This window comes from Streptomyces sp. NBC_01622, assembly GCF_045209635.1.
Taxonomy (GTDB): domain Bacteria; phylum Actinomycetota; class Actinomycetes; order Streptomycetales; family Streptomycetaceae; genus Streptomyces.
Genome location: NZ_CP109293.1, coordinates 9,472,664 through 9,495,784, shown reverse-complemented (window position 1 = coordinate 9,495,784; position 23,121 = coordinate 9,472,664). Strand labels below are relative to the sequence as shown.

The 23,121-nt window shown below is 71.1% G+C and carries 19 protein-coding genes; 6 read left to right on the top strand and 13 right to left on the bottom strand.

The features are described 5' to 3' along the window. Window positions 1-26: 26 nt before the first annotated feature. The 7 genes from OH768_RS43995 to OH768_RS43965 form a co-directional block, all read right to left on the bottom strand. On the bottom strand, window positions 27-1,277 hold the full coding sequence (locus OH768_RS43995) for a serine hydrolase domain-containing protein (RefSeq protein WP_406462245.1): 1,251 nt from the start codon (window positions 1,275-1,277) through the stop codon (window positions 27-29). Between the two features lie 38 nt (window positions 1,278-1,315). Beyond that, on the bottom strand, window positions 1,316-2,116 hold the full coding sequence (locus tag OH768_RS43990) for an ATP-binding cassette domain-containing protein (RefSeq protein WP_406462244.1): 801 nt from the start codon (window positions 2,114-2,116) through the stop codon (window positions 1,316-1,318). Beyond that, window positions 2,113-4,050, bottom strand: a complete 1,938-nt coding sequence (locus tag OH768_RS43985) for a dipeptide/oligopeptide/nickel ABC transporter permease/ATP-binding protein (protein ID WP_406462242.1) — start codon at window positions 4,048-4,050, stop codon at window positions 2,113-2,115. Before OH768_RS43985 ends, OH768_RS43990 begins: the two co-directional genes overlap by 4 nt. Beyond that, on the bottom strand, window positions 4,047-4,970 hold the full coding sequence (locus tag OH768_RS43980) for an ABC transporter permease (RefSeq protein ID WP_406465689.1): 924 nt from the start codon (window positions 4,968-4,970) through the stop codon (window positions 4,047-4,049). Before OH768_RS43980 ends, OH768_RS43985 begins: the two co-directional genes overlap by 4 nt. Before the next feature lie 42 nt (window positions 4,971-5,012). Further along, window positions 5,013-6,575 (bottom strand): ABC transporter substrate-binding protein, encoded by a 1,563-nt coding sequence (locus OH768_RS43975; protein ID WP_406462241.1) that lies wholly within the window; start codon window positions 6,573-6,575, stop codon window positions 5,013-5,015. 442 nt (window positions 6,576-7,017) lie between these two features. Continuing rightward, on the bottom strand, window positions 7,018-8,670 hold the full coding sequence (locus OH768_RS43970) for a glycosyltransferase (protein WP_406465687.1): 1,653 nt from the start codon (window positions 8,668-8,670) through the stop codon (window positions 7,018-7,020). A gap of 102 nt (window positions 8,671-8,772) precedes the next feature. Beyond that, complete coding sequence (locus OH768_RS43965) at window positions 8,773-9,000, bottom strand: hypothetical protein (RefSeq protein ID WP_406462239.1); 228 nt, start codon at window positions 8,998-9,000, stop codon at window positions 8,773-8,775. Between the two features lie 74 nt (window positions 9,001-9,074). Here OH768_RS43965 and OH768_RS43960 point away from each other — a divergent pair, with 74 nt between their 5' ends. Beyond that, window positions 9,075-9,263, top strand: a complete 189-nt coding sequence (locus OH768_RS43960) for an IclR family transcriptional regulator C-terminal domain-containing protein (RefSeq protein ID WP_406462238.1) — start codon at window positions 9,075-9,077, stop codon at window positions 9,261-9,263. 169 nt (window positions 9,264-9,432) lie between these two features. Continuing rightward, the gene (locus tag OH768_RS43955) at window positions 9,433-11,334 is read left to right on the top strand and encodes a protein kinase domain-containing protein (RefSeq protein WP_406462236.1); all 1,902 of its coding nucleotides are present in this window, start codon (window positions 9,433-9,435) and stop codon (window positions 11,332-11,334) included. Window positions 11,335-11,350: 16 nt separating this feature from the next. Here the strand turns inward: OH768_RS43955 and OH768_RS43950 are convergent, their stop codons facing one another. After that, window positions 11,351-11,977 (bottom strand): YigZ family protein, encoded by a 627-nt coding sequence (locus tag OH768_RS43950; protein WP_406462234.1) that lies wholly within the window; start codon window positions 11,975-11,977, stop codon window positions 11,351-11,353. 125 nt (window positions 11,978-12,102) lie between these two features. Between OH768_RS43950 and OH768_RS43945 the strand changes: the two genes are divergently transcribed. Together OH768_RS43945 and OH768_RS43940 are read left to right on the top strand one after the other, a co-directional pair. Next, on the top strand, window positions 12,103-14,088 hold the full coding sequence (locus OH768_RS43945) for an amino acid transporter (RefSeq protein ID WP_406462233.1): 1,986 nt from the start codon (window positions 12,103-12,105) through the stop codon (window positions 14,086-14,088). Between the two features lie 5 nt (window positions 14,089-14,093). Further along, the gene (locus tag OH768_RS43940) at window positions 14,094-14,918 is read left to right on the top strand and encodes an SDR family oxidoreductase (RefSeq protein ID WP_406462231.1); all 825 of its coding nucleotides are present in this window, start codon (window positions 14,094-14,096) and stop codon (window positions 14,916-14,918) included. An 8-nt stretch (window positions 14,919-14,926) separates the two neighbouring features. Here the strand turns inward: OH768_RS43940 and OH768_RS43935 are convergent, their stop codons facing one another. From OH768_RS43935 to OH768_RS43920, 4 genes are all read right to left on the bottom strand, one after another. After that, entirely contained in the window at window positions 14,927-15,469 is a 543-nt protein-coding gene (locus OH768_RS43935) for a SixA phosphatase family protein (protein ID WP_406462230.1), read from the bottom strand. Beyond that, window positions 15,466-16,191: a hypothetical protein gene (locus OH768_RS43930; protein ID WP_406462228.1), complete on the bottom strand. Its 726-nt coding sequence runs from the start codon at window positions 16,189-16,191 to the stop codon at window positions 15,466-15,468. The genes OH768_RS43935 and OH768_RS43930 overlap by 4 nt, the downstream gene beginning before the upstream one ends. Window positions 16,192-16,261: 70 nt before the next feature. Beyond that, window positions 16,262-16,654, bottom strand: a complete 393-nt coding sequence (locus OH768_RS43925) for a DUF190 domain-containing protein (protein ID WP_406462227.1) — start codon at window positions 16,652-16,654, stop codon at window positions 16,262-16,264. A 57-nt stretch (window positions 16,655-16,711) separates the two neighbouring features. Continuing rightward, complete coding sequence (locus tag OH768_RS43920; RefSeq protein ID WP_406462225.1) at window positions 16,712-17,596, bottom strand: alpha/beta fold hydrolase; 885 nt, start codon at window positions 17,594-17,596, stop codon at window positions 16,712-16,714. Window positions 17,597-17,723: 127 nt separating this feature from the next. Here OH768_RS43920 and OH768_RS43915 point away from each other — a divergent pair, with 127 nt between their 5' ends. Beyond that, window positions 17,724-19,883, top strand: coding sequence for a BTAD domain-containing putative transcriptional regulator (locus OH768_RS43915; protein WP_406462223.1), 2,160 nt, complete (start codon window positions 17,724-17,726; stop codon window positions 19,881-19,883). 13 nt (window positions 19,884-19,896) lie between these two features. Here the strand turns inward: OH768_RS43915 and OH768_RS43910 are convergent, their stop codons facing one another. Beyond that, window positions 19,897-21,855: a hypothetical protein gene (locus OH768_RS43910; protein ID WP_406462222.1), complete on the bottom strand. Its 1,959-nt coding sequence runs from the start codon at window positions 21,853-21,855 to the stop codon at window positions 19,897-19,899. A 193-nt stretch (window positions 21,856-22,048) separates the two neighbouring features. Here OH768_RS43910 and OH768_RS43905 point away from each other — a divergent pair, with 193 nt between their 5' ends. Further along, window positions 22,049-23,044: a LacI family DNA-binding transcriptional regulator gene (locus tag OH768_RS43905; RefSeq protein ID WP_406462220.1), complete on the top strand. Its 996-nt coding sequence runs from the start codon at window positions 22,049-22,051 to the stop codon at window positions 23,042-23,044. Window positions 23,045-23,121 lie beyond the last annotated feature (77 nt).

The window sequence follows — 23,121 nt, the reverse complement described above, 5'->3', positions numbered from 1 at the left end:
TCCTTTATGCCGGCGCCGAACACCCCTTATGTCATGGCCTGGTACACGAGGTTGCGCAGCTGGCGGCGCAGCGGCGTGCGGTGTTTGCCCCAGGTGACGACCTGGGTGCAGAAGACCGCCGTGACCCCGTCGACCGGGTCCACGAAGAAGTGGGTGTTGGCCGCGCCGGACCAGCCGTACTCCCCCTTGTTGCCGAACGAGCCCGCGCCCACGGGGTCGGTCACGACGTAGAAGCCCAGCCCGAATCCGCAGCCGCGGTGCTCGTCGTCGGGGTACCGCCCGAAGGAGTTGATGTCGGCGCCGCCGGGGAGGTGGTTGGCCGTCATGTGCGCGAGGGTCCGGGGGCCGAGGAGCCGCTCGCCGTCCAGCTCGCCGCCGCCGACGAGCATGGCCGCGAACCGGTGGTAGTCCTCCAGCGTCGACACCAGTCCCGGCACACCGCTGCCGGAGGGGAACTGGGCCGGCTCGCGGAAGGTGGGCCGCAGTTCCTGGTTCACGGCGAGCCGGCCCGATTCGGAGTCCGGGCTGTAGATCTCGGCCAGGTCGGCCACCCGCTCGGACGCGAGCGCGAACGTCGTGTCGGTCATCCCGAGCGGACCGAGCACGTTGGACTCGATGAAGGTGTCGAGGCTCTCACCGCTGACCACCTCGATGATCCGGCCCAGGACGTCGACGCCCAGGGAGTAGTTCCAGGCGGTGCCCGGTTCGAACAGCAGCGGCAGGGCGCCCACATCGGCGCACATCTGCCGGAGCGTCGCGCCCGGCAGCGGCAGGACGTCCTGGCCGGCCTCGCGGTACAGCGCGTCGACGGGATCCATGTGGGCCAGTCCGAGGGTCAGCCCGGCAGTGTGGGTGAGCAGGTGGCGCACGGTCACCGGGTGAGCGGCCGGGCGCACCCGCACGCTCCCCGGCGACCCGCCGTCGTAGACCCGCATGTCGGCGAACTCGGGGATGTACTCGCCGACCGGGTCGTCGAGTCCGAGCAGTCCACGCTCCACCAGCATCATGACGGCGACGGACGTCACCGGTTTGGTCATGGAGTAGAGGCGCCACAGGGTTCCCGGCTCGACCGGCAGCCCCGCTTCGAGGTCGCGGAGTCCGCCGCCCGCCGCGTACACGGGTTCCCCGTTGCGGGCCACCAGCGCCGACCAGCCCGGGATGACCCCCAGTTCGGTCTGCCGGTCGAAGAACTCGGTGATCCGGCCCAGCCGTTCGGCGCTGAAGCCGGACCGCTCCGGGGGTTTGGTGACGCCGAAGCGGTCGGCGAACTGCTGCATGTGGGCCTCCGTGTACGGGAGTTGGGGACTGTCCGGGGTCAGCGGGTGGCGGGAGCCGAAGCCCCCTCCACCCCGGCCGCCGCCAACAGCTTTCTGGTGTAGGGGTGTTGGGCGTCGGCGTAGACCTCCTCGGTCGTGCCGTGCTCCACGACGTCGCCGCGGTACAGGACGACGATCCGCTGGGCGAGGTGCCGTACGACGGCGAGGTCGTGGGAGATGAACAGATAGCTGACGCCCGTCTCCCGCTGGAGGTCGGTGAAGAGGTTCAGGACCTGTGCCTGGACGGACAGGTCGAGCGCGCTGACCGGCTCGTCGCACACGATGAGCTTCGGCGCCATCACCAGGGCCCGGGCGATCGCTATCCGCTGGCGCTGGCCGCCGGAGAACTGGCGCGGGTAGCGGTCGGCCGCCTCGGCCGGGAGCCCGACCAACTCCAGCACCTCCCTTACCCGCCGCCGGACGACGGACCGTTCGTCGCGCGAGTGCACCAGGAGCGGTTCGGCCAGGGTCTGGCCCACGGTCAGTGCCGGGTTGAGTGAACCGTTGGGATCCTGGAAGACGGCCTGGACGGTCTTGCTCAGCTTCCTGCGCCGGGCGCCGGCGGCATGGGTGATGTCCTCGCCGTCGAACAGGATCGTGCCCTGGGTGACGGCCGTCAGCCCGAGCACGGCACGGCCCAGCGTGGACTTGCCGGAACCGGACTCCCCGACCAGCGCGACGGTCTCGCCGGGCCTGATGTCCAGGGACACGTCCCGGATGGCCGGGGTGCCCTTGCCACGGCGGTGGTAGGACACCGAGAGGCCGCGGATGTCGAGCAGGGGCTGTTCGGTCGTGCTCACGAGGACACCTCCAGCAGTTCTTCGCCCAGTTCCTCGCCGGCCAGGACGCAGCGGGCGACGCCCTGGTCGTCGGGTCGGGTCAGGGCGATCGGGGCCTCGGTGCAGCGGGCGACCCGGTCGGGGCAGCGGTCGGCGAAGTGGCAGCCGACGGGCCACTGTCCCGGGGGCGGCACGGTGCCGGGGATGGTGGGGATGGGCTCGCCGACCGTCGCAAGGCGCGGGTTCGCCGCGAGCAGCTTGCGGGTGTACGGGTGCAGCGGCGCGGTCATGACGCGTTCCGTCGGGCCGGCTTCGACGACCTGGCCGGCGTACATGACCAGGGCGGTGTCGCAGGCCTCCGCGATGACGTCCCAGTCGTGGCTGATCATCAGCAGTGCCATGCCCGTGTCCCGCTGGATGGTGCGCAGCAGTTGGACGATCTCGCGCTGGACGGTGACGTCGAGCGCGGTGGTCGGTTCGTCGGCGACGAGGATGCGCGGGCGTCCGGCGAGCGCGACGGCGATGGAGACGCGCTGTGCCATACCGCCGGAGATCTGCGACGGGCGGAGCTTCAACACCCGGTCGGGGTCGGGGAGTTGGACCTGTGCGAGGAGTTCACGGGCGCGGAGCGCGGCTTCCTTGCGGGACAGTTTCTCGTGGGTGCGCACCGCCTCGCGCAGCAGCTGGCCGATGGTGAAGAGGGGGTCGAGGCCGACCATGGGCTCCTGCGAGATGAAGGCGATGGTGCCGCCGCGCAGTGCCCGCCACTGGGCGGGACCGTACGAGCCGACGTCGGTGCCGTCGATCTCGACCGTGCCCGAGGAGACCCGGGCGCCGTTCGGCAGCAGGCCGAGCAGGGCCAGTCCGGTCATGGACTTGCCGCAGCCGGACTCGCCGACCAGTCCCACCGTGCGGCCCTGGCCCACGGACAGGCTCACATCGCTGATCAGCTCGACCTCGCCGTGCTCGGTCTCCGCGGAGACGGTCACTTTGGTGAGCCGTACGACCGGATGCGGTTCCGCCAGCAGCCAGGCGTCGTCGGACTCCGGTGCCGCGGCGGCGGCCATCGGGGCGACCGATGCCGTACGGCGCCGGGCCGGTGTGGTGTGGGAGGTGCCGGACCAGCGTTCGGCGAGCATGTCGCGCAGGCCGTCACCGAGGACGATCAGCGCGGCGGCCGTGACGGCGACGAGACCGCCGGTCGGGATGGCCAGCCAGAGGCTCTGGTTCAGGGTCTGCGCGGCGTCGGCCATCATGCCGCCCCAGGACGGGGCGGGCGGCTTCACGCCGAGGCCGATGGCGTTGATGCCGGCCGCGATGAGCAGGGTGTTCGCGCAGGCCAGGGCCGCGTTCACCAGGATCAGGCCGGTGATCCGGGGCAGCACGTGCCGGCGGGCCACGCGCCAGGTGCCGAGTCCGGAGACCCTTGCTGCGGCGACGTAGGTCTCGCGGCCGACCGTGAGGGACGCGGACCGGACGACCCGCATCATGCCGGGTACCGACAGCAGGCCGATCACGACCATGGCCGCGGTCATGCTCTGCGAGAACAGGGCCAGCACGATCAGCAGCAGGATGATGCCCGGGATCGACATCACCACGTCGGCCAGCCGCATCAGCACCGCGTCGATGCGGCCCCGGCGCAGACCGGCGACCAGGCCGAGGGGGACCGCGATCACCAGGGTGATCAGCACGGCGATCGCGATCTCCCGGAACGTGTCCGCGCCGCCGTACATCAGCCGCGACAGCACATCGCGGCCCAGGCGGTCGGTGCCGAGGAGGTGCTTGGCGCTCGGTCCGGCGAGGGCGGCGGCGAAGTCCGCCTGCTGCGGCGGGTAGGGCGCGAGCCGGCTCGCGCCGAACGACGCGATCAGCTCCAGGACCAGGATCACGGCCGGAATCGTGATGCGCGGGCGGCCCAACGCGCGCCGGAGGAAGGGGACTTGGGATGTGCTCATGCGGCGACCGCCTGTGGGTTGAGCCAGCCGACGGCGAGGTCGAGCAGGAGATTGAGTCCGACCACGATGAGGGTGAAGTACACCGCCACTCCCTGGATCACCGGAATGTCGCCGCTGGACGCGGCCGTGACCGCCGCGCTGCCCAGGCCGGGCAGGCCGAAGAGTTCCTCGATCACCACGGCCGAGCCGAGGAGTCCGATGAGGTTGTTGCCCGCCACGGTCAGGACGGTGACGGAGACGTGCCGCAGCGAGTGCTTGAAGAGGATCGAGCGCTCACTGACGCCGTTGGCCCGCAGGTTCCGTACGAAGTCGCGGCTCAGTACGTCGGCGAACTGCTCGCGGGTCTGCTTGGCGATCACCGTGACCAGGGCGAAGGCCAGGGCGGCCACCGGCAGGACCAGTGAGCGCGCCCAGCCGCCTGCGGACGTCCCGAAGAACACGTATCCGTTGGCGGGCAACAGGTCGAACCGGGTGTTGAAGACCCAGATGCCCAGCAGGCCGACCCAGAAGGCGGGGATGGTCATGCCGGCGATGGACGCGCTGTCCGCGGCGAGCCGGGTGGTGCGCCCGCCACGCACGCTCGCCATGCCCAGTACGACTCCGACGACCAGCGCGAGCAGGGTGGTCGCGATCACCAGAGAGAGGGTCACCCCCAGCCGGGTGTTGAGGGTGCCCGCGACCGATTCGTTGTTGCTGATCGAGCGTCCGAGGTCGCCGTGGACCGCGTCCTTCAGCCAGGCCCAGTAACGCTCCCAGACCGGTTGGTCGAGGTGGAGGCGGTGCCGCAGCGCGGCGATCGCCTGGGGCGAGGCGGTCAGACCTCCGATGGACCGGGCGGCGTCACCCGGAATGAACAGCTGGAGGAAGAAGGTGAGCGCCGAGACGAAGAGCAGCAGGGGTACAGCCTGCACGATCCGCATTCCGCTGGTTCGCCACATGACTGGGTGCCTTTCTCGGGAGGGTCACTTGGCGGCGTACAGGGACGTCAGGTCCGGCGTGAGGTTCGTGGCCGAGAGGTCGACGCCCTTCAGACCGGGCCGTACGTAGACGATCTTCTCCAGGGAGACCATCGGAATCGTCCACGACAGGTCGGACAGGCGCTGTTCGAACTTCTGCCAGCTCTGCTCCTGGAGGGCGGCGCTCGGTGCGGAGGCCGCCGCGCTGTAGAGGGTGTCGAGCTGCTTGTCGCTGACCTTGAGCGGGTTGCCCCAGCTGTAGAGGAGGTCGTTGCCCTGGGCGTAGGGCGGGGCGATTCCGGTGCCGTAGTCGAACATCATCGCCGGGTACTTCGCATAGGTGGAGAAGAGTTCGTTCACGTTCGCCGGGACATTGATCTTGACGTTGATGCCGATGTTCGCCATCTCCGCGGCGAAGGCCTCCGCGGCCTGGGACTCCCCTACGCCCGTGAGGTTCACGGTGATGGACATGGTGAAGCCGTTGGGGTAGCCGGCCGCCGCCAGGAGCTTCTTGGCCTTGGCGACGTCGTAGGGGTACTTTCCTTCGCTGCCCTGGGTGTAGCCGCTCGTGTCGGCGAGCACGGGGTAGTCCCAGCCCTTGGCGTACGAGCCGTACAGGGCCTTGGCGATCGAGTCCCGGTTGATGCCGTACATCATGGCCTGCCGTACCCGCAGGTCACCGAGGGCCTTGACCATGGTGCCCGCCCGGTCCTGGATCATCAGCTGCATGATCGAGTAGGGGCTCGAAAGGACCTGGAATCCGGCGGACTTGGCGCCCTTCGCGGTGGTGGAGTCGCCGAGCGCGTAGTCGGCCTCGCCCGAGCGGAAGGCGCTGAGCGTGGTGTTCTCGTCCTTGATGACCTTGACGACGACCTTTTTCCAGTGCACCCGAGACTTGTCGTAGTAGGTGGGGTTGGGAACGTAGGTGTAGGTCTGGCCGGAGACGGTCTGCGAGCTGTCGATCATGTACGGTCCGGCGCCGTGGGTGGTGGTCCCGAGTTCGCTCGTCCTGTTCAGGCCGGTGGGGCTGATGATCTCTCCGGTGGTCGGTCTGGAGAGATAGAGCGGCAGCAGCGGATCGGACGTCTTGAGGTGGATACGGAGTGAGAGCGGGGAAAGGACGTCGATCGATCCGACGGGGGCCAGGTCGGCCGCGAGTGGGCCGCCGGCCTTGGCGTAGTACTGGAGCGACTTCTTCACGCCGTCGGCGGTGAGCGCGGAGCCGTCGTTGAACTTCACGCCGGAGCGCAGGGTGAGGTCGAAGGTCTTGCTGCCGGAGCCGACGAAGCCCCATTTGGTCGCGAGGGCGGGCGCGTACTTCCCGTCCGGGGCCTGGCGGATCAGCGTGTCGTATGCCAGTTCGAAAAAGTACTGCTGCGGGTCGGCGGAACCGCCCAGAGCCGGGTTGAGGCTGTTGGGTGCGATGGCGGAGGCGACCGTCAGGACGCTGGGGTCCTGGGCCTTGGCGGTACCGGTCGAGGTGCTGTTTCCACCGCCGCACGCGGTGGTCAGCAGCGCCAGCCCGGCGGCACCGGCCGTGACTGTGAGAGTGAGGCGCGAACGAGTCATCTGAACCTCCGGCGTTGAGGCATCGAACGGGAACGCGGGGTTCACCGGGCGTGGGGAAGGAGGCCACCGTCGTGGTGGCTGTTCCTTGGTGTGAGTCCGCGGGGGTGGTGGGGCGGCGGGACGGTCTCGCCGTACGGCGGCGTACGGCGGTGTCCGGAAACCGCGGAGCGTGTCCCGGCCGAACGGGGAACACGCGAACCGTGCTGTTGTGAGCTGCAAGCCTAGGAGTGAAACCGCTGATCAACCCACTCTTGTGGAGTTCTGGCCGAGCAGGGGGTGGGGCCCCAGGGAACGGAGTGTGCTCATTATTCGGTCGGCCGCCGTGATCCCGGAAAGACAGCAGTCCGCTGAACGGACCGCCGGACACATCGGGACGCCGCGGCCCACCCCGTTCGGGTGGGCCGCGGACCTACGCAATCGGTTCTCTCGTCCGCCGCCCCCGCTAGCGCAGCATCCACCGCTCGGCCCGGCGCACCGTGGCGCGGAGGTCGCGGCTCGTGTCGGCCGGGAGGCGCCGCAGGACTTCGCGGACGCCGTGGCGGAGGCGGTGGTCGGCGGCGGTGCGCAGCAGGAGGCGGCGGGTGGTGCCGATCCGGCCGGGGGCGCCGACGGCGAGCCTGAGCTGACCGCCGGGGCCCGCCCAGGTCGGGGAGACCAGGCGCGCGGGTGCTCCTACGGCGACGGTGCCGAGGACGACTCGGGAGCGGCCCGGGGTGGGGGTCAGCCGGGGGCGGCGGCCGACGCCCAGCAGCTGGGCGCTGGCCCAGACCTGGTAGACGCCGGGGGCCATGGGCTCGTCGCCGGCGAGGGTCAGCGGGTCGATGACCGTCTCGCCGGTGACCACGACCCGGTGGCGGTCTCCGCCGAGCGGTTCCAGGGCCGGCGTCAGCTCTCCGTGGGGATACCACCAGTGATTGCCCGCGGTGTCGTGGACGACGAGTTCCCCGTGCGCGTACGAGAAGGGGTCGGGGACCTCCCAGTCCTCGGCTCCGCCGATGCCGTCGAGGAGTTCGGGGTCGAGCAGCATGCGTCCGCCGCGGTCCACGACGGTCAGCGGTTCGCCGTCGCCCCGGACCATGCCGATCCGGGTCCGGATCACCAGTCCGCCGTTGCGCCAGCGCATGTCGTCGACCTCCACCCGCGCCCGGATCCGCTCGGTGCGGCGGGCCAGTTCGACCAGGGAGTCGAGCCGGCCGCGCACCAGCAGCTCCGCCCGCAGCCGGCTGATCGCCGGGAGGCCTTCGCTCACCCCCGCCGGATAGCTCGTCATGGCCATCCGGCGGACGGTGGTGAAGTACGCCTCCAGGTCCTTCCCGCTGCGCCGCAGCACCCGGGGCTCACTGACCGGCCGCAGCAGTTCCACCCGGTACGAACGGCGCAGCAGCCGGTCCTGGAGGTCGCCCGGCGGTGTGCCCTCCTTGATCGCCTCGACGACTTTGCCGAGGTGGCCGTAGTAGTCGTCGGGGGTGATCCGGCGGCTGCTGTTGTTGCCGCCGTCCTCCCGCCGGTTCCACCGGTAGCAGGGGTAACTGCCCAGTATCGACACGGTCTTGGCCCGCACATAGGTGCGCGCCATGAACAGCTGGTCCTCCAGCCTGACCCGCCCCTCCGGGAAGCGGATCCCGTGTTCGTGCAGGAAGTCCCGGCGGAACATCTTGTGCGGCGTCAGGCTCTCGAAGAGCGGCGCGTCGGCGGCGGTGCACCGGTCGACGGTCCGCTTGAACACATTGCTGGGTCCCTGCATCGTCCCGTGCACCTTGCCGAGCACGATGTCCGACCCGTTGCGCTCCGCCAGGGCGTACAGCCGCTCCAGCGCCTCGTACGACAACTCGTCGTCCTGGTCCACGAATTGGACGTACTTCCCCCTGGACAGATCGATGCCGACGTTCCGCGGTCTGCCCGGCCAGCCGGAGTTCTCCTGCCGGTGGACCCGGACGTGCGCGTGCGCCTCGGCCAGCCGTCCGAGGCGTTCGGCCGAGTCGTCCGTCGACCCGTCGTCGACGTACACGACCTCGTAAGCGTCCGCTCCGAGGCTCTGGTTGACGAGTGACGGCGCACAACTCTCTATGTACGAGCCGGCGTTGTAGACCGGCACGACAACGCTCACCTTGATCAAGGCATCCCCCCCGGGACAAGTGGTGTTGCCGTACCAGACACTTGTTGTTGGGGAGAAGTTGTACGTCCCTTGGTGTGGGGGTTACGAAAGGGTGCGCGGGTCCTTGAGGTACCGGCGTACCGCGAACGCCGTGTAGGCCAGGCCGATGAACCAGCCGACGGGTACTGCCCAGATGATGCCGTCCAGACCGAGCGGTCCCTTCAGGAGGGACGCCGTCGGAACCCGGGCCACCAGGAACGACAGCATCGTGCAGACCAGGGGGAAGACGGTCCGGCCGATGCCGTTCAGGAAGCCGTGGACGACCGCCATCGCCGAGTAGAGGAGGAAGAACGGATACGGTCATGAGGATGTAGGAGCCGACGATCGCGCGGACCGGTTCGTCGGTGGTGAACGCGGCGTCGATCGCCGTACCGATCCGCGACAGGGCGAGGGCCGCCGTCGCGGCGGTGAGCGTCACGGGGTCCGCCGACCGGGTCTGCGCGGACGGCCCGGTGCGCGCCTCCCTGGTCTCCGCGGCGCGGACCTGCGCCCGCTCGATCTCCCGCACTCTCGGCGGCACGGATCGTCCCTGAGGCTTCCGAGTCCCCACAGGAAACCCTCAACTCCCCTGTCCCATAAGGGAGCTGCGCTAATCTCACGTCACACGCACCACGCGAGAGACACAGGGTTCCCATGCCAGTCGAGTACCGCGGTCGGTCCGAAACGATGGCCTATGCGGCGGCGGGGATGGAACCGCCGCCCGTGGTCCCGTTACGGAAGAGCGACCCCCGGCAGGCGGGCCCGTACCGCTTGCTGTCGGTGCTGGGCAGCGGCGGGATGGGCCGGGTCTATCTCGGCCGCGACGCCACCGGCCCGGCCGCCGTGAAGGTGATCCGTCCCGAGTACGCGGAGGATCCGCAGTTCCGCAGGCGCTTCGAGCGCGAGGTCGGCGCCCTGGACAGCATCCAAGGGGCGCACATCGTACGGCTGTTGGGCAGCGGCTGCGACGAGGACCTGGTGTGGGTCGCCACCGAGTACATACCCGGGCCCACGCTGGACCAGCTGGTCGACGCGCGGGGGCCTGTCGACGTGGCGGCGGCCTGGCGGCTGATGGGCGACGTGGGACGGGCGATCGAGGCGATCTGGCGCGCGGGGCTGGTGCACCGCGACCTCAAGCCGTCCAACGTCATCCTGGGTGCCGACGGCGCCCGCGTCATCGACTTCGGGGTCGTCCAGGCCACCGACGGCACCTCGATCACCGCCACGGGCCAGAACGTGGGCACCCCCGCCTACATGTCCCCGGAACAGGTCCGCGGCCAGGAGGTGACCGCCGCCTCGGACGTCTTCTCACTGGCCTCCACGCTCACCTACGCGGTCGCCGGGGAAGCTCCGTTCGGCGAGGGCACGGGCGTCGACGTGCTGCACCGGGTGGCCTTCGACCCGCCCCGGGAGGAAATCCTCGACAAGGTGGCGGCCGTCGACGCGGACCTGGCCGCGTTCATCCGCGTCTGCCTGGACAAGGACCCCGGGCAACGGCCGTTGCCCGAAGCCGTGTTCAGGACGGCCATCGGGCACCAGCTGTCCGGGCCGGTCGGCGGCCCGCCACGCGCGGCCCCCAAGCGCGAGGCGTCCCCCAGGCTCGCGATCTCCCCCGCCGTCCGTCCCGTCGCGACGCCCCCGGAGCCGACGGCCGAGCCCGGCAAGCCCCAAGTCGCGCCCGGGAAAAGGAGGTTCGCGCCAGGGCGACGCGGAAAGCTGATCGTGGGTGCCGTCGCCGCTGCGGCCGTCCTGGTCGCCGGCAGCATCACCGCGACTCTGCTGCTGCATCACGACGACGGCGGGACGTCGGCCGGCGCCGGGCCGGAGGCGTCCTCGGCGGCGACCGTACCGGAGAACTCGCCCTCGGCGCCGAGCAGTTCACCGACCGCGGACGCGACCCTGCCGGGGACGGAGAACGTGGCGTCGCAGAGCCCGACGAAGGCGCCGGCCACCCACGATCCCGCGACCCTCGACATCCGGATCGCCTCGTGCGTCGCCGAAATCGCGTCGCACTCCCACGGCGACTGCGTCAAGGCCCTCCAACTCCTCCTCGCCGGCTACGGGTTGCACGTCACGGTCGACGGCGACTACGGGGAGGCGACGAGCGACGCGGTGCAGGCGTTCCAGACCGAGGCGGGAACCACCCCGAGCGGGACGGTCGACGCGCAGACCATGAAACTGCTGTACGGCACGGACCGCGGACCGGTCAGGGCCGGTTCGGTGACCGTCACCGAGAGCGTCCACGCCGTCGATGTCGCCCGGTGTCTCGACGCCCGCGTCTCCGCGGTGCAGGTGTGGGGGTGCAACGGCACGGCGGCCCAGAAGTGGGCGCTGTACCGCGTGCCCGGCCACGCGTCCCAGTACCTCGTCGTCAATCAGGGCGACCACTACTGCCTGGAGGCCGACGCCGACACGGTCGGCCAGAACTTCTCGAAGATCCGGGCCAGGAGCTGCGACGGGCTGAGCGCGCAACGGTGGCAACTGGGCAGCGCCGGAACCCTGGTCAGCGCCCCGGACGGCTTCTGTCTGGACGCGGATGCCTCCGAGTCGGGGCAGGACGGTCAGCCGGTGCAGACGTTCGGCTGTGCGGGCAGTTCCAACCAGGTCTGGAACTGGCACTCCTGACGGAGCATCAGAAAGGTCAGGCGTCTCCGTACGCCTCGCCGCCCAGTTCCAGCGCCGCCGTCCCCGCCGTGGCATCGGCGAGCCACGCTCTGAAGGCGTCCACATCGGCGTCCGGCAGGCCGATCTCGAGGGTGACCGCCTCGCCGTAGCGGACGTCCCGGACCTCGCGGCCGGTGGCACGCAGGTCGTTCTGGATCCTGCCGACCCGCTGGTGGTCGACGGTGACCGTGGCGAGCCGGAAGCGGCGGCGGGTGAGTGTGCCGAGGGTGTCGAGGGCTTCGCCGACCGAGCCGCCGTACGCCCTGATGAGGCCGCCCGCGCCGAGCTTGACGCCGCCGTAGTAGCGGGTGACGACGGCGACGACGTACCGCATGTCGCGGCGCAGCAGCATCTGGAGCATGGGGACGCCGGCCGTGCCGCCGGGTTCGCCGTCGTCGCTCGCCTTCTGGATCGCGGCGTCGGCGCCGATGACGTAGGCGAAGCAGTTGTGCGAGGCGTCGGTGTGCTCCTTGCGGACGCGTGCGACGAAGTCCTGGGCCTCCTGCTCGGTGGCCGCCGGGGCGAGGGCGCACAGAAAGCGCGAGCGGTTGACCTCGGTCTCGTGCACGCCCGGCCGGGCAACTGTGCGGTACTCGTCCTGCATCCGGCCAGCCTATGCGCAGTGTCGGGGGTCGCCCCCGGTCCGGGTGCGGGTGACGATGTGGTGGATACTCGCTGCTCGTTGCCCGGGTGGCGGGCGCGGTCGTTCGATCTCAGGGAGTTCTCAGCATGACCGGCGCGCAGGTGGACCGTACGGAGAGCGTGGAGTCCGGCGGTTCGGGGTCCGCCGCCGAGCGCTGCCGGACCTGGCTGCTGGAGGGGCTGAGCGAGCAGAGCGCCCGGCATCCGGGGCCGCACGCCACGCCGAACCCGGAGCACGAGGGGCACCGGTGGTGGCGGGTCATGTGTCTGACCGGCGTCGACTACTTCTCCACGCTGGGCTATCAGCCGGGCATCGCCGCGCTCGCGGCCGGGCTGCTGTCGCCGCTCGCGACGGTCGTGCTGATCGGCCTGACGCTGCTCGGGGCGCTGCCGGTGTACCGGCGGGTGGCGCACGAGTCTCCGCACGGTGAGGGGTCGATCGCCATGCTGGAGCGGCTGCTGCCGTGGTGGTCGGGGAAGATCTTCGTGCTGGTGCTGCTGGGCTTCGCGGCGACGGACTTCATGATCACGGTCACCCTGTCGGCGGCGGACGCGGCGGCGCACGTCGTGGAGAACCCCTTCGCGCCGGGCTGGATGCACGGCGGCAACACCTGGATCACGCTGGTGCTGGTCGGCGCGCTGGGCGCGGTCTTCCTCAAGGGGTTCCGGGAGGCCATCGGGATCGCCGTGGTGCTGGTGGGCGTGTATCTCACGCTCAACGTGGTGGTCCTCGCGGTGTCCGCCTGGGAGGTGCTGAGCCATCCGGTGAAGATCGGCGACTGGACGGACGCGATGACGGCCGCGCACTCCTCACCGCTCGCGATGGTCGGCGTCGCGCTGCTCGTGTTCCCGAAGCTGGCGCTCGGCATGTCCGGCTTCGAGACGGGTGTGGCGGTGATGCCACAGGTCAAGGGCGATCCGACCGACACCTGGGAGAAGCCCACGGGCCGGATCCGGGAGACCCGCAAGCTGCTCACCACGGCCGCCGTGATCATGTCCGGTTTCCTGCTGCTGTCCAGCCTGGCGACGACCATCCTCATCCCGCAGAGCGCGTTCAAGACCGGCGGCCCGGCGAACGGACGTGCCCTCGCCTACCTCGCGCACGAGCACCTGGGCCAGGTCTTCGGCACCTTCTACGACGTCTCGACGATCGCGATCCTGTGGTTCGCGGGCGCCTCCGCACTCGCCGGACTGCTGAACCTCGTCCCCCGCTATCTGCCGCGCTACGGTATGGCGCCGGAGTGGACGCGGGCGGTGCGTCCGCTGGTGCTCGTGTTCATGGTGACGGCCGTGCTGATCACGCTCTGGTTCCACGCGAGCGTCGACGCGCAGAGCGGCGCGTACGCGACCGGTGTGCTGGTGCTGATGCTCTCGGCGGCCTTCGCCTCCACGGTCACCGTGCACAAGCGCGGCCACCGCAAGGCCACGCTCGGCTTCGGCACGATCACCGCCGTCTTCGCGTACACCCTCGTCACGAACGTCGTCGAACGGCCCGACGGCATCAAGATCGCCGGGATCTTCATCGTGTTGATCCTGGCGACGTCGTTCGGTTCCCGCATCCACCGCGCCTTCGAACTCCGCGCCGCCGAGGTCACGTTCGACAGCGCGGCGGCCCGTTTCATCGACGAGGCGGCCCACTCCGGCCCACTGCGGCTGATCGCCAACGAGCCGCAGGAGCACAGCAGTCGGGAGTACCGCGCCAAGGAGTACAGCCAGCGCGAGGAGACCCACATCCCGGACCGCGGTCCCGTGCTCTTCCTCGAGGTGCTCCTGCACGACTCCTCGGACTTCTCGGCGGACATCACGGTCCACGGCGAGGAGAAGTACGGGGTGCGCCGACTGCGTGTCGCGGGTCCCACGGTGCCCAACGCGATCGCCGCCGTACTGCTCTCCCTCCGAGACCGCACCGGCAAGGTCCCGCACGCCTACTTCACCTGGACCGAGGGCAACCCGGTCAGCCATCTCATCCGCTTCCTCGTCTTCGGCGACGGCGAGGTCGCCCCGGTCACCCGCGAGGTGCTGCGCCGCGCGGAACCGGACCCGGAGCGACGGCCCCGCGTCCACGTCGGCTGACCACCGTGAGACTTCTGATCGTCGGCGGCAGCGGCTTCCTCGGCACGGAACTCGTACGCCGGGCGAGCGCGGCGGGCCGGGTCACGGCGGCGACGTACTGCTCCGCGCGCCCCGACACCGCGCCGCCCGGCGTCTCCTGGCATCGGCTCGACCTCCACGCGCCCACCCAACTCGACGACCTCCTGGGCGAGTTGGCCCCGGACGCGATCATCAACGCGACCAGCGGACAGAGCGACTGGGCGGTCACCGCCGACGGTTCGGTCCGCGTGGCGATGGCGGCGGCACGCCACGGCCGCCGCCTGGTCCATGTCTCCAGCGACGCCGTGTTCTCCGGTTCCCGGATCTCCTACGACGAGTCCTGCCCGCCCGACCCGGTTACCCCGTACGGCGCGGCGAAGGCCGCCGCCGAGACCGCCGTACGCCTCCTGACACCGGCCGCCGCGGTCGCGCGCACCTCACTGATCATCGGCCACGGCGGCTCCGCGCACGAGCGCATGGTGCACGAACTGGCCGCCGGTGCCCGCGAAGGCGTCCTGTTCACCGATGTCGTCCGCTGCCCGGTCCACGTCGAGGACCTGGCCGCCGCCCTGCTGGAACTCGCGCTGTCAGACGGGTCGGGCATGTTCCACCTGGCCGGCCCGGACGCCCTGAGCCGCCACGACCTCGGTGTGCTCATCGCCCGACGCGACGGCCTCGACACGAACCGGCTCCCCGCCGGGCGCGGAGAGGGCAAGTCCATGGCCCTCGACGTCCGCCTTGACGGCCGAGCCACCCAGGAGCGGCTGGGCACCCGACTGCGCGGAGCCCGGGAGTTCCTCCAACTCCCTTAGAACCAGGCCTACTTCCTCTTGCCCCTCGGCACGGTCAGGCCCGTCAGCAGGGCGGTGCCCGGGGCGAGGTCCCGCCAGGTGCGGCCGTGCCAGGCCAGGACCGCGATGGCCGAGGTCGGGAACTTCACCCGGACCTCGTCGAGCGCGTCGTCGAGACTGTCACCGGCGAGTTCGAGGACCAGTTCCTCCAGGCCGGGGTTGTGCCCGACGACGAGCAAGGTCTCGACCTCGTGCGGCACTTGGTGAACGGCGTCGAGCAGATCCGCCACGTCGGCCGCGTAGAGCCGCGGTTCGTACCGCACCGGCGGCGGGGTGCCCCACTCGGCCGAGGCCAACTCCCAGGTCCGGCGCGCCCGTACGGCCGTGGAGCACAGCGCCAGGTCCGGCAGGGAGTCCGCCTCGGCGAGCGCGATCCCGGCGGCCGGGGCGTCACGCAGACCGCGCGGGGCGAGCGGCCGTTGATGGTCGGGAACGCCCGCGGGCCAGGCGGACTTGGCGTGCCGGAGCACCACCAGTCGGCGCAGCGGGCGGGCCCCGGAACGGGCGCTCACGCCAACGACCCGATGTCACGGGTGAGTTCGAGCCCGAGCAGCCGGTCGGCGTAGGCGTACGTCTCGAAGCGCGCACCGTCCGGCAGCTCGGGCCAGGTCTCCACGCGACGCAAGACCCCCAGCACCGCAGGCACGTCGAGGTCGTTCTCCCAGGCGCTCCGCAGCTCGACCCGCACCTCGTCGGGCACCGGCCGCGAGGGCCGCCGCGCCCAGTCGGCGACCGACGCCCGCCAGTGCGCGAGGGTCCGCCGCGCCTCGTCCAGCCCGTCCGCGTCGAGCCGCACGGGCAGGCCACGTGGGTGTGAGAGCAGGGCGAGCCGGAACGCACCCGGGTCGGAGAGGTCCGGGGCAGCGGTCGTAGGGGATTCGACGGGCGCTACGGCGACCAGGGCTCCCCCGGGTGTCGCCTCGCTCCCGGCGGCCACGTGGAGGACCTGGGCCTCGCCCAGCCCGGAGCCGAGGTCTCCGCCGTCCTCGAACGGGCGGATGCCCAACGCCACGGCGGCGGCACGGAGTTCGGCCCGCTCGTGGTCGCCGGTGAGCAGGGCCCACACGGGTGTGCCGCCGAGTTCGAGGGCGCGCACGAGGAGGTCGGCGACGAGGAGGACACGTAGTGCCGTGGGATCGAGGCCCGGCGCGTGCGCCTCGACCCTGGTCAGGCCACGGCGGGCGGGGGCGGCTTCGGTGGAGTCGCCGGTTCGGGCGTCGATGATGCGCAGCACGGCCCGAGCGTAGGCGGGTGAAGGGCCGTACGCACGCACGTTCGCTCTCTTCCGGCCGGAGTCGCGGGGTTCACCCGGGCCTGTCCGGCACATGGATCCGCACCTGGTCCAAGGTCGCGACGGCCGCGGTCTCTCCCAATACGTCGGCCACGCGCGGCAAAAAGGAGCGCAGCCGTCGCTCCTCGTCCACGATGACCACCGCACAGGGCCCGTGCGCGCCGAGGTGCGGGACCTGGCCGGGGTGCCGGGCCCTGGGGTCGCCCGCGCCGAACCCCATCACGCCGTGGAAGACACTCGCTCCGGCGAGGCCCTCGCGGTGGGCGCGGTGGACGAGTTCGGCGATGGGGGTGCCCCCGCTCGAACGAAGTTGAGAGTGGGGGACGGCCTGTGGTGCCAGAGCACGGCCGCGTCGAGGTGGATGGTGAGGCGTGCGGCGAGCGGGTCGGGCGCGGGCATCGGGCACCCCCTGCCGTGGGGACTGTCCCGACGGTACTGCGCGGGCCGGCAAGGGGGAACGCGGTCAGCGGGCGAGCAGGTCCCGGAGTGCCTTGGCCACGTCGGCGGGCTCCTCCTCCGCCATGAAGTGGCCGCAGGTCACGGTGGAGTGCCGCAGGTCCGGCGCCCAGGCACGCCACAGGGCCGCCGCGTCGAACCCGAGGGCGGCACCCCAGTCCTGCTGGAGCACGGCGACCGGCATCCGCAGCTGGTTTCCGGCGTCCCGGTCGGCTTGGTCGTGGGCGAGGTCGACGCCGGCGGAGGCGCGGTAGTCGGCGACGATCGAGGGGACCGCGGCGCGGCAGGCGTCCAGGTAGGCCGTGCGGACGTCGGCGGGGATCGCCTGCGGGTCATTGGTCCAGAGGTCGAGGAAGTGGCCGAAGAAGGCGTCGGGCGCGGCGGCGATCAACTCCTCGGGCAGGCCCGGGGGTTGGGCCATCAGGTAGAGGTGGAAGCCGACGGCGGCGGTGACGCCGTGCAGCACGTCCCACATGTCGAGTGTGGGGAGTACGTCGAGACAGGCCAGGTGCGTGATCCGGTCGGGGTGGTCGAGCCCGGCGCGGAAGGCGACGAGGGCGCCGCGGTCGTGGCCGGCGAGTGCGAAGCGCTCGTGACCCAGGGCATGGGCCAGGTTCAGGATGTCGGCGGCCATGGTGCGCTTGGCGTAGCCGTCGCCGGAGCCGTCGGTCTCGGCGGGCTTGTCGCTCGCGCCGTAACCGCGCAGGTCGGGGCAGATGACGGTGTGGTCGGCCGCGAGGTCGGCGGCGACATGGCGCCACATGAGGTGGGTCTGCGGGAAGCCGTGCAGCAGCACGACCGGGCTGCCCGAACCGGACACGGCCGCGTTCAGGGACGCGCCGTCCGCGACGGGAACGCGGTGGTAGGTGAAACCGGGGATGGTCGGTGACATGGTGCGCCCTGCTTTCGTCAGTGCGTCGGTGCTGTCGGTGCTGTCTCCGAGCCTGCCGCGCGCCGATGAGCAACGGGTGAGCGCGCTACCGTGACCTGGGACGATGCCTCGGAAAGGGTGGTCGGTGATGGAGGTCGCGTTCGGGGTGCTGGGGCCGGTGTCGGCCTGGGACGGTGCCGGGGACGTGATCGCCCTGCGGGGGCCGCGACACCGGGCGGTGCTGGCCCGGCTGCTCGTGGCCCGGCGCCGGGTCGTCCCGGTCGGACGGCTGGTCGAGGATCTGTGGGCGGGCCGGGAGGAGCCGCCCGCCGACGCGGTGGGCGCGGTGCGCACCTTCGTCGCCGCGCTGCGCCGGGCCCTGGAACCGGAGCGCCCGCCGCGCGCTCCGGCCCGGCTGCTGGTCACCGAGGGACCGGGGTATGCGCTGCGGGCCGCACCGGAGGCCGTGGACGCCTGGCGGTTCGAGCGCGCGGTGACCGCTGCCGGAGCGCTGCCGGAGGACCGGGCACTGGTCCGGCTGGAGGAGGCGCTCGGCTGGTGGCGGGGTCCGGCCTACGCCGACTTCGGCGCCGAGACCTGGGCCCGCGCGGAACGCTCCCGCCTTGCCGAGCTGCGGCTGCACGCCGTCGAACGCCGGGCCGAGACCCAACTCGCCCTGGGGCGGGCGGCGGAGGCGGTGCCGGACCTGGACGCGCATGCGGCCGATCACCCCTGGCGCGAGAACGCCTGGCGGCTGCTGGCACTGGCCCTCTACCGCACGGGCCGCCAGGGCGACGCACTCGCGGTACTGCGCCGGGCCCGCACCCTCCTGGTGGAACAACTCGGCACGGACCCGGGCCCGGCCCTGCGCCGCTTGGAGGCGGACGTCCTCGCGCATGCTCCGCACCTCGATCCTGGGCCCGGAGGTCTGCTGGAAGGGGCGCGGGCGCAGACCGTTGGCGGCCCGCCGGATCGGGGACGAGCCCAACCGGACGGCGAACCGCCGCGACCAGCGCGGGCGCAAGGCGACGACAGCCCACCAGCACGAACGCAAGCCCAGGCAGACGGTGACCCCGTGGAGCGACCCCGGCCGCAAGCGGTCGGCGGTCCCGCGGAGCACGTATGGGCAGCCGCCACCGCCGCCTACGACCGGACCGTGGCGGCCGGTGCCCGGGTGCGGCTGGAGTCGACGGTGGGGCTGTTGCGGGATCTCGCGGTGACCGGTGGCGCTGGGCTGGAGGCGGCCCGTGGGCACCGGCTCGCGGCGATCACGGCGGCGGCCGAACTGGGCGACCCGGAGCTCACCGCCCGGGTGATCGGCGCCTACGACGTCCCCGCGATCTGGACCCGTGTCGACGACCCCCGGCCGGCGGCGGAGACCGTGGCCGCCGCCGAGCGCACCCTTGCCGTACTCCCGCCGGACGCCCATCTCGCGGTGCGGGCCCGCCTGTTGGCCACGGTCGCCCTGGAGTCACGCGGTACGCGTTCCGCGCGCGGGCCCCAGGCCGCCCGCCAGGCGGAGGGCATCGCCCGCCGGCTCAACGACCCCGCGCTCTTGGTCTTCGCCCTCAACGGGGTGTTCATGCAGACCTTCCAGCGCGCCGGTCTCGCCCCGCAACGGGACGTAATCGGTGCCGAGTTGGTCGCCCTGTCCGCCCGGCACGGCCTGGTCACCCACGAAGTGCTCGGCCATCTCGTCCGGCTCCAGGCCCGCAGCGCCCTCGCCGACTTCACCGGAGCGGATCGGCACGCGGCAGCCGCCGAGCAACTGGCGGAGCGTCATGAACTGCCGCTGGTGGGCGTGTTCACCCAGTGGTATCGAGTGCTGCGGCTCGCCGAAAGCGGGAGTGCGCGGCTGGAGGAGGTGGCGACGGCCTACCAGGACGCTGCGCGACGGCTGGACGGAGCCGGTATGCCCGGGCTGGAACACGGGCTGCTTCCGCTCGCCCTGCTGTGCCTGCGCGTGCGGCACGGGCAGCCCGCCCAGACCGACGAGCACATCGACTGGGGGCCGTACGAACCGTGGGCCCGCCCGCTCGTGTCGCTGGCCCAGGGACAGCCCAACTACGCCCGGACCGCGCTGCGTTCACTCCCGGAGCCGCCGCGCGATCTGCTGTTCGAGGCGCTGTGGTGCCTGGCCGCGCGGGCGGCGCTCACTGTGGGCGACCGGGACACGATGGAGCGCGCGAGGGACGAACTGGCGCCCGCTGCGCTCGAGTTGGCCGGGGCGGGCAGTGGTCTGCTCACGCTTGGCCCCGTCGCGCGGTATCTCGACGATCTCGCCGGCGCGCTACGGGGCCCTCGGTGAGCGGGAGTTCGCGTCAGTCGCTGACCTGCACGACCGTCGTCGCCCCGGCCCGGACCGTCGGCGTCACGTAGGTGTAGGTCACGCCGTGCAACGTCTTCACGCGCACGTGCTGCGGGACACCGTTGACCTTGATCTTCTTGTGGACGCCGGGGAAGCGGGCCTCCCAACTGTAGGAGTCCTTGCGGGAGTTGTTCGTCAGCGTGGTCTTCGTGGCGCCGTCGTGCCGCACGGTGACCGTGCCCGTCCCGATGGGGACGTCCGCCGCCTGGAGCCACTTCATGCCGGTCGGCAGCTGAGACTGGGTGGTCACCCGATGGTCCGGCGCGTCCGGTGTGATGCCCATCAGGCCCTGGATGGTCTGGCTGACCAGGGTGAACGACACCTCGGGGTAGTCGCCGTCGGGGCCCTGGCTGGAGTTGACGTGCTGGGTCTCGCGCTCGCCGTAGATCTTCTGCATCCACTGCCAGGCGGTGTCGGCGCGGTTGTTCTTGAAGAACATGTCGGGCAGGTACGTCGTCGACTCGATGTTGGGTGATCCCTGCGGTCCCAGTTCCTGCTGCTCGATGTAGTCGAGGTAGGCGTCGTTGCGCGGGCCGGGGTCGATGATCTGCTTCATCGGCATGAAGACGCTGTTCTCCTTGCCCCAGCCGGTGACCGGGCTGCCGGAGACGGTGTAGGCGCGGACCATGTCGGCGCCGCTGCCGGTGCCGCTCCAGTTGTCGTTGAAGTACGTCTTCAGGTCGGCGGCCCGCTTGTCGTAGGTCTTCGCCAGCTTGGTGTCGCCCCTGCCGCGGGCGAGCACGGCCATCGCCAGGTACGCCTGGTACTCCGAGGCGATGGTGTCGCCGGCCTCGGCGAGGTCGTCGCCGTCCTGTTCGTTGTAGCTGGCGGCGCCGGCGAAGATGCCCTGGCCGGTGCCCTCGGCGACCTTGACCTTGCCGTTGTCCTTGGCGGAGTCGTGCAGGTCGATGAACTGCTCGGTGGCGTGCCGGTAGAAGTCCCACAGCACCGGGTCGTCGACGTATCTGCGGTCGCCGGTCCACTGGTAGGCCTGGGCGGCCTTCTCTACGAGTTCGAAGACGGCCGGCACCTCGCGCACGAAGTTGTCCGGGCTCTTGTAGTCGATGCTCAGATAGGTCTTGGCGTCGAAGTTGAGGGACCACACCGGGAAGTACTTGCTCTCGGCGGTGGCCGACGCCGCGTACGAGCGGAGCATCGTCTCGTTCTCGGTGTCGAGGCCGATGAGGTGGGCGCCGGCGAGCTGGTGGGTCATGTCGCGGGAGTAGTAGGCGCTGCGGTTGGCGTATCCGGCCCAGTAGGTGGGCTCGTACGTCGCGGTTCCGGTGCCGCCGGTCTGGTACTCGTCGACGTTGACCGGGCCCACCGTGCCGGGCAGTTGCACCCAGCTGTTGGCCTTCTTCTGCGCCCAGTCGAACATCTCGACCACCGCGGGGTCGGACGAGGTGACCTTGGGGTCGGCGGGCGCGGCGGGCGAGATCATCAGGTCGTCGGCGTTGACCCAGGAGGTTCCGGAACCGAATTCGATCTGCAGCCGGTCCCCGGTCCTCAGCTTGACGTTGCTGATGGTGTAGCGGGCGTAGCCGGGGTGCTGCGGCAGGGTGATGGTCTGCACGGTCACGCCGTTGCGCCGGATCGTGTACGTGCCGCCGGTGCCGGCGCTGCCGATCCACGCGGAGAAGTCGTAACTGCCGTCGCGGGGCACGACGATGGTCGTTTCGCCGCTCTTGCCGGCTCCGGCGTCGAGGTAGAGGAAGCGCTCACCGCCGTGCCGGTTGCCGGTGCCGACGCCGGCGCCCGAGGTGAAGGTCCAGCCGGTGCCGCCGTTCTCGAACCCGGGGTCGGGGATGGCGAGTTGGGGGCGGGGGGCGGCGGACGCGGTGGCCGACAGAGCGGGAGCCATCGGTGCGAGCAGGGCAACAGCGGTGAGCAGCATGAGCCTTGAGGGCTTCATCGGGTCTCCCGGGTCTTCGGTCACTGCGGGATGGGCGCCGCGTGGTGGCCGGAAAGCTAGCAGGGGCCGAAGTGGCGGTTCAATGGTCATGCGCAAGAAACATGGAAGACATGCAGTTTCGCTGCTATGTTGCGCGGGAGGTTGGACTGAAAGTTTTCATCCGACTGTTGCAAGTCGGGGTGGAGGGAACGGTATGAAGGTCGGCATCACCGAGGTCGCGGACCGGGCGCAGGTGAGCGAGGCCACGGTCAGCCGGGTCATCAACCGGCGCCAGGGCGTGTCCCGCAGGACCCGCGAGGCCGTCGAGCAGGCGATGACCGACCTCGGCTATGAGCGGCAGACGCGGGGGCAACTCGTGGCGGTCGTCACCGAGTTGGTCTCCAACCCGTTCTTCGCCGATGTCGCCGAGCGGATCGAGTCCGTGCTCGCCCCGCATGGTCTGAAGACGGTCCTGTGCCCGTGCTTCCCGGGCGGGGTCCAGGAGTTGGACTTCGTGACCTCCCTCGCGGACCGGGGTGTGGCCGCCGTGGTCTTCCTCTCGGCCAGCAACACGATCGAGGGCGCGGATCCGCAGGCGTACGAACTCCTGCGCTCCCGCAGGATCCCGTTCGTGGGGATCAACGGCAGGTTCGAGGGCGTGAGCGAGGCGCCGGTCTTCTCCACCGACGATCTGCTGGCCGCCGAACTCGCCGTGGACCATCTCCACCGGCTCGGTCACCGCCGTATCGGCATGGCTTCGGGCCCGGTGGGCAACCGGCCGGCCGACCGGCGCGTCAGCGGGTTCGTCGCCTCGCTCGCCAAGCGTGGTGTCGAGGACGCGGAGCAGTGGGTGGTCCGGCAGTCGTACACCGTGGAGGGCGGTCAGTCCGCCGCGATCTCGCTGCTCGGCTGGGGCGCGACGGCGATCGTCGCCGCCAGCGACTACATGGCGCTGGGCGCGATCCGCGGCGCGCGTCGGCAGGGGTACGACGTCCCGGGCGAGGTGTCGGTCGTCGGCTACGACGGCTCCATGATCATGGACTTCGTCGACCCGCCGCTCACCACGGTCCGCCAGCCGGCCGACCGGCTGGCCTCGGAGGCGGGCCGCAGCGTCCTCGCCCTGGTCGGCAACCGTGACGTCCCCGTCGGTGAGCTCCTCTTCGACCCCGAGCTGGTGATCCGCGCGAGCACGGCGGCGCCGAAAGCCTGAACTCCCTTGCTCGTCCAGACCATTGACCCAGAGGTCGGATCTATGGACACTCCAGTCGGAGATCCGACCGGCATGAA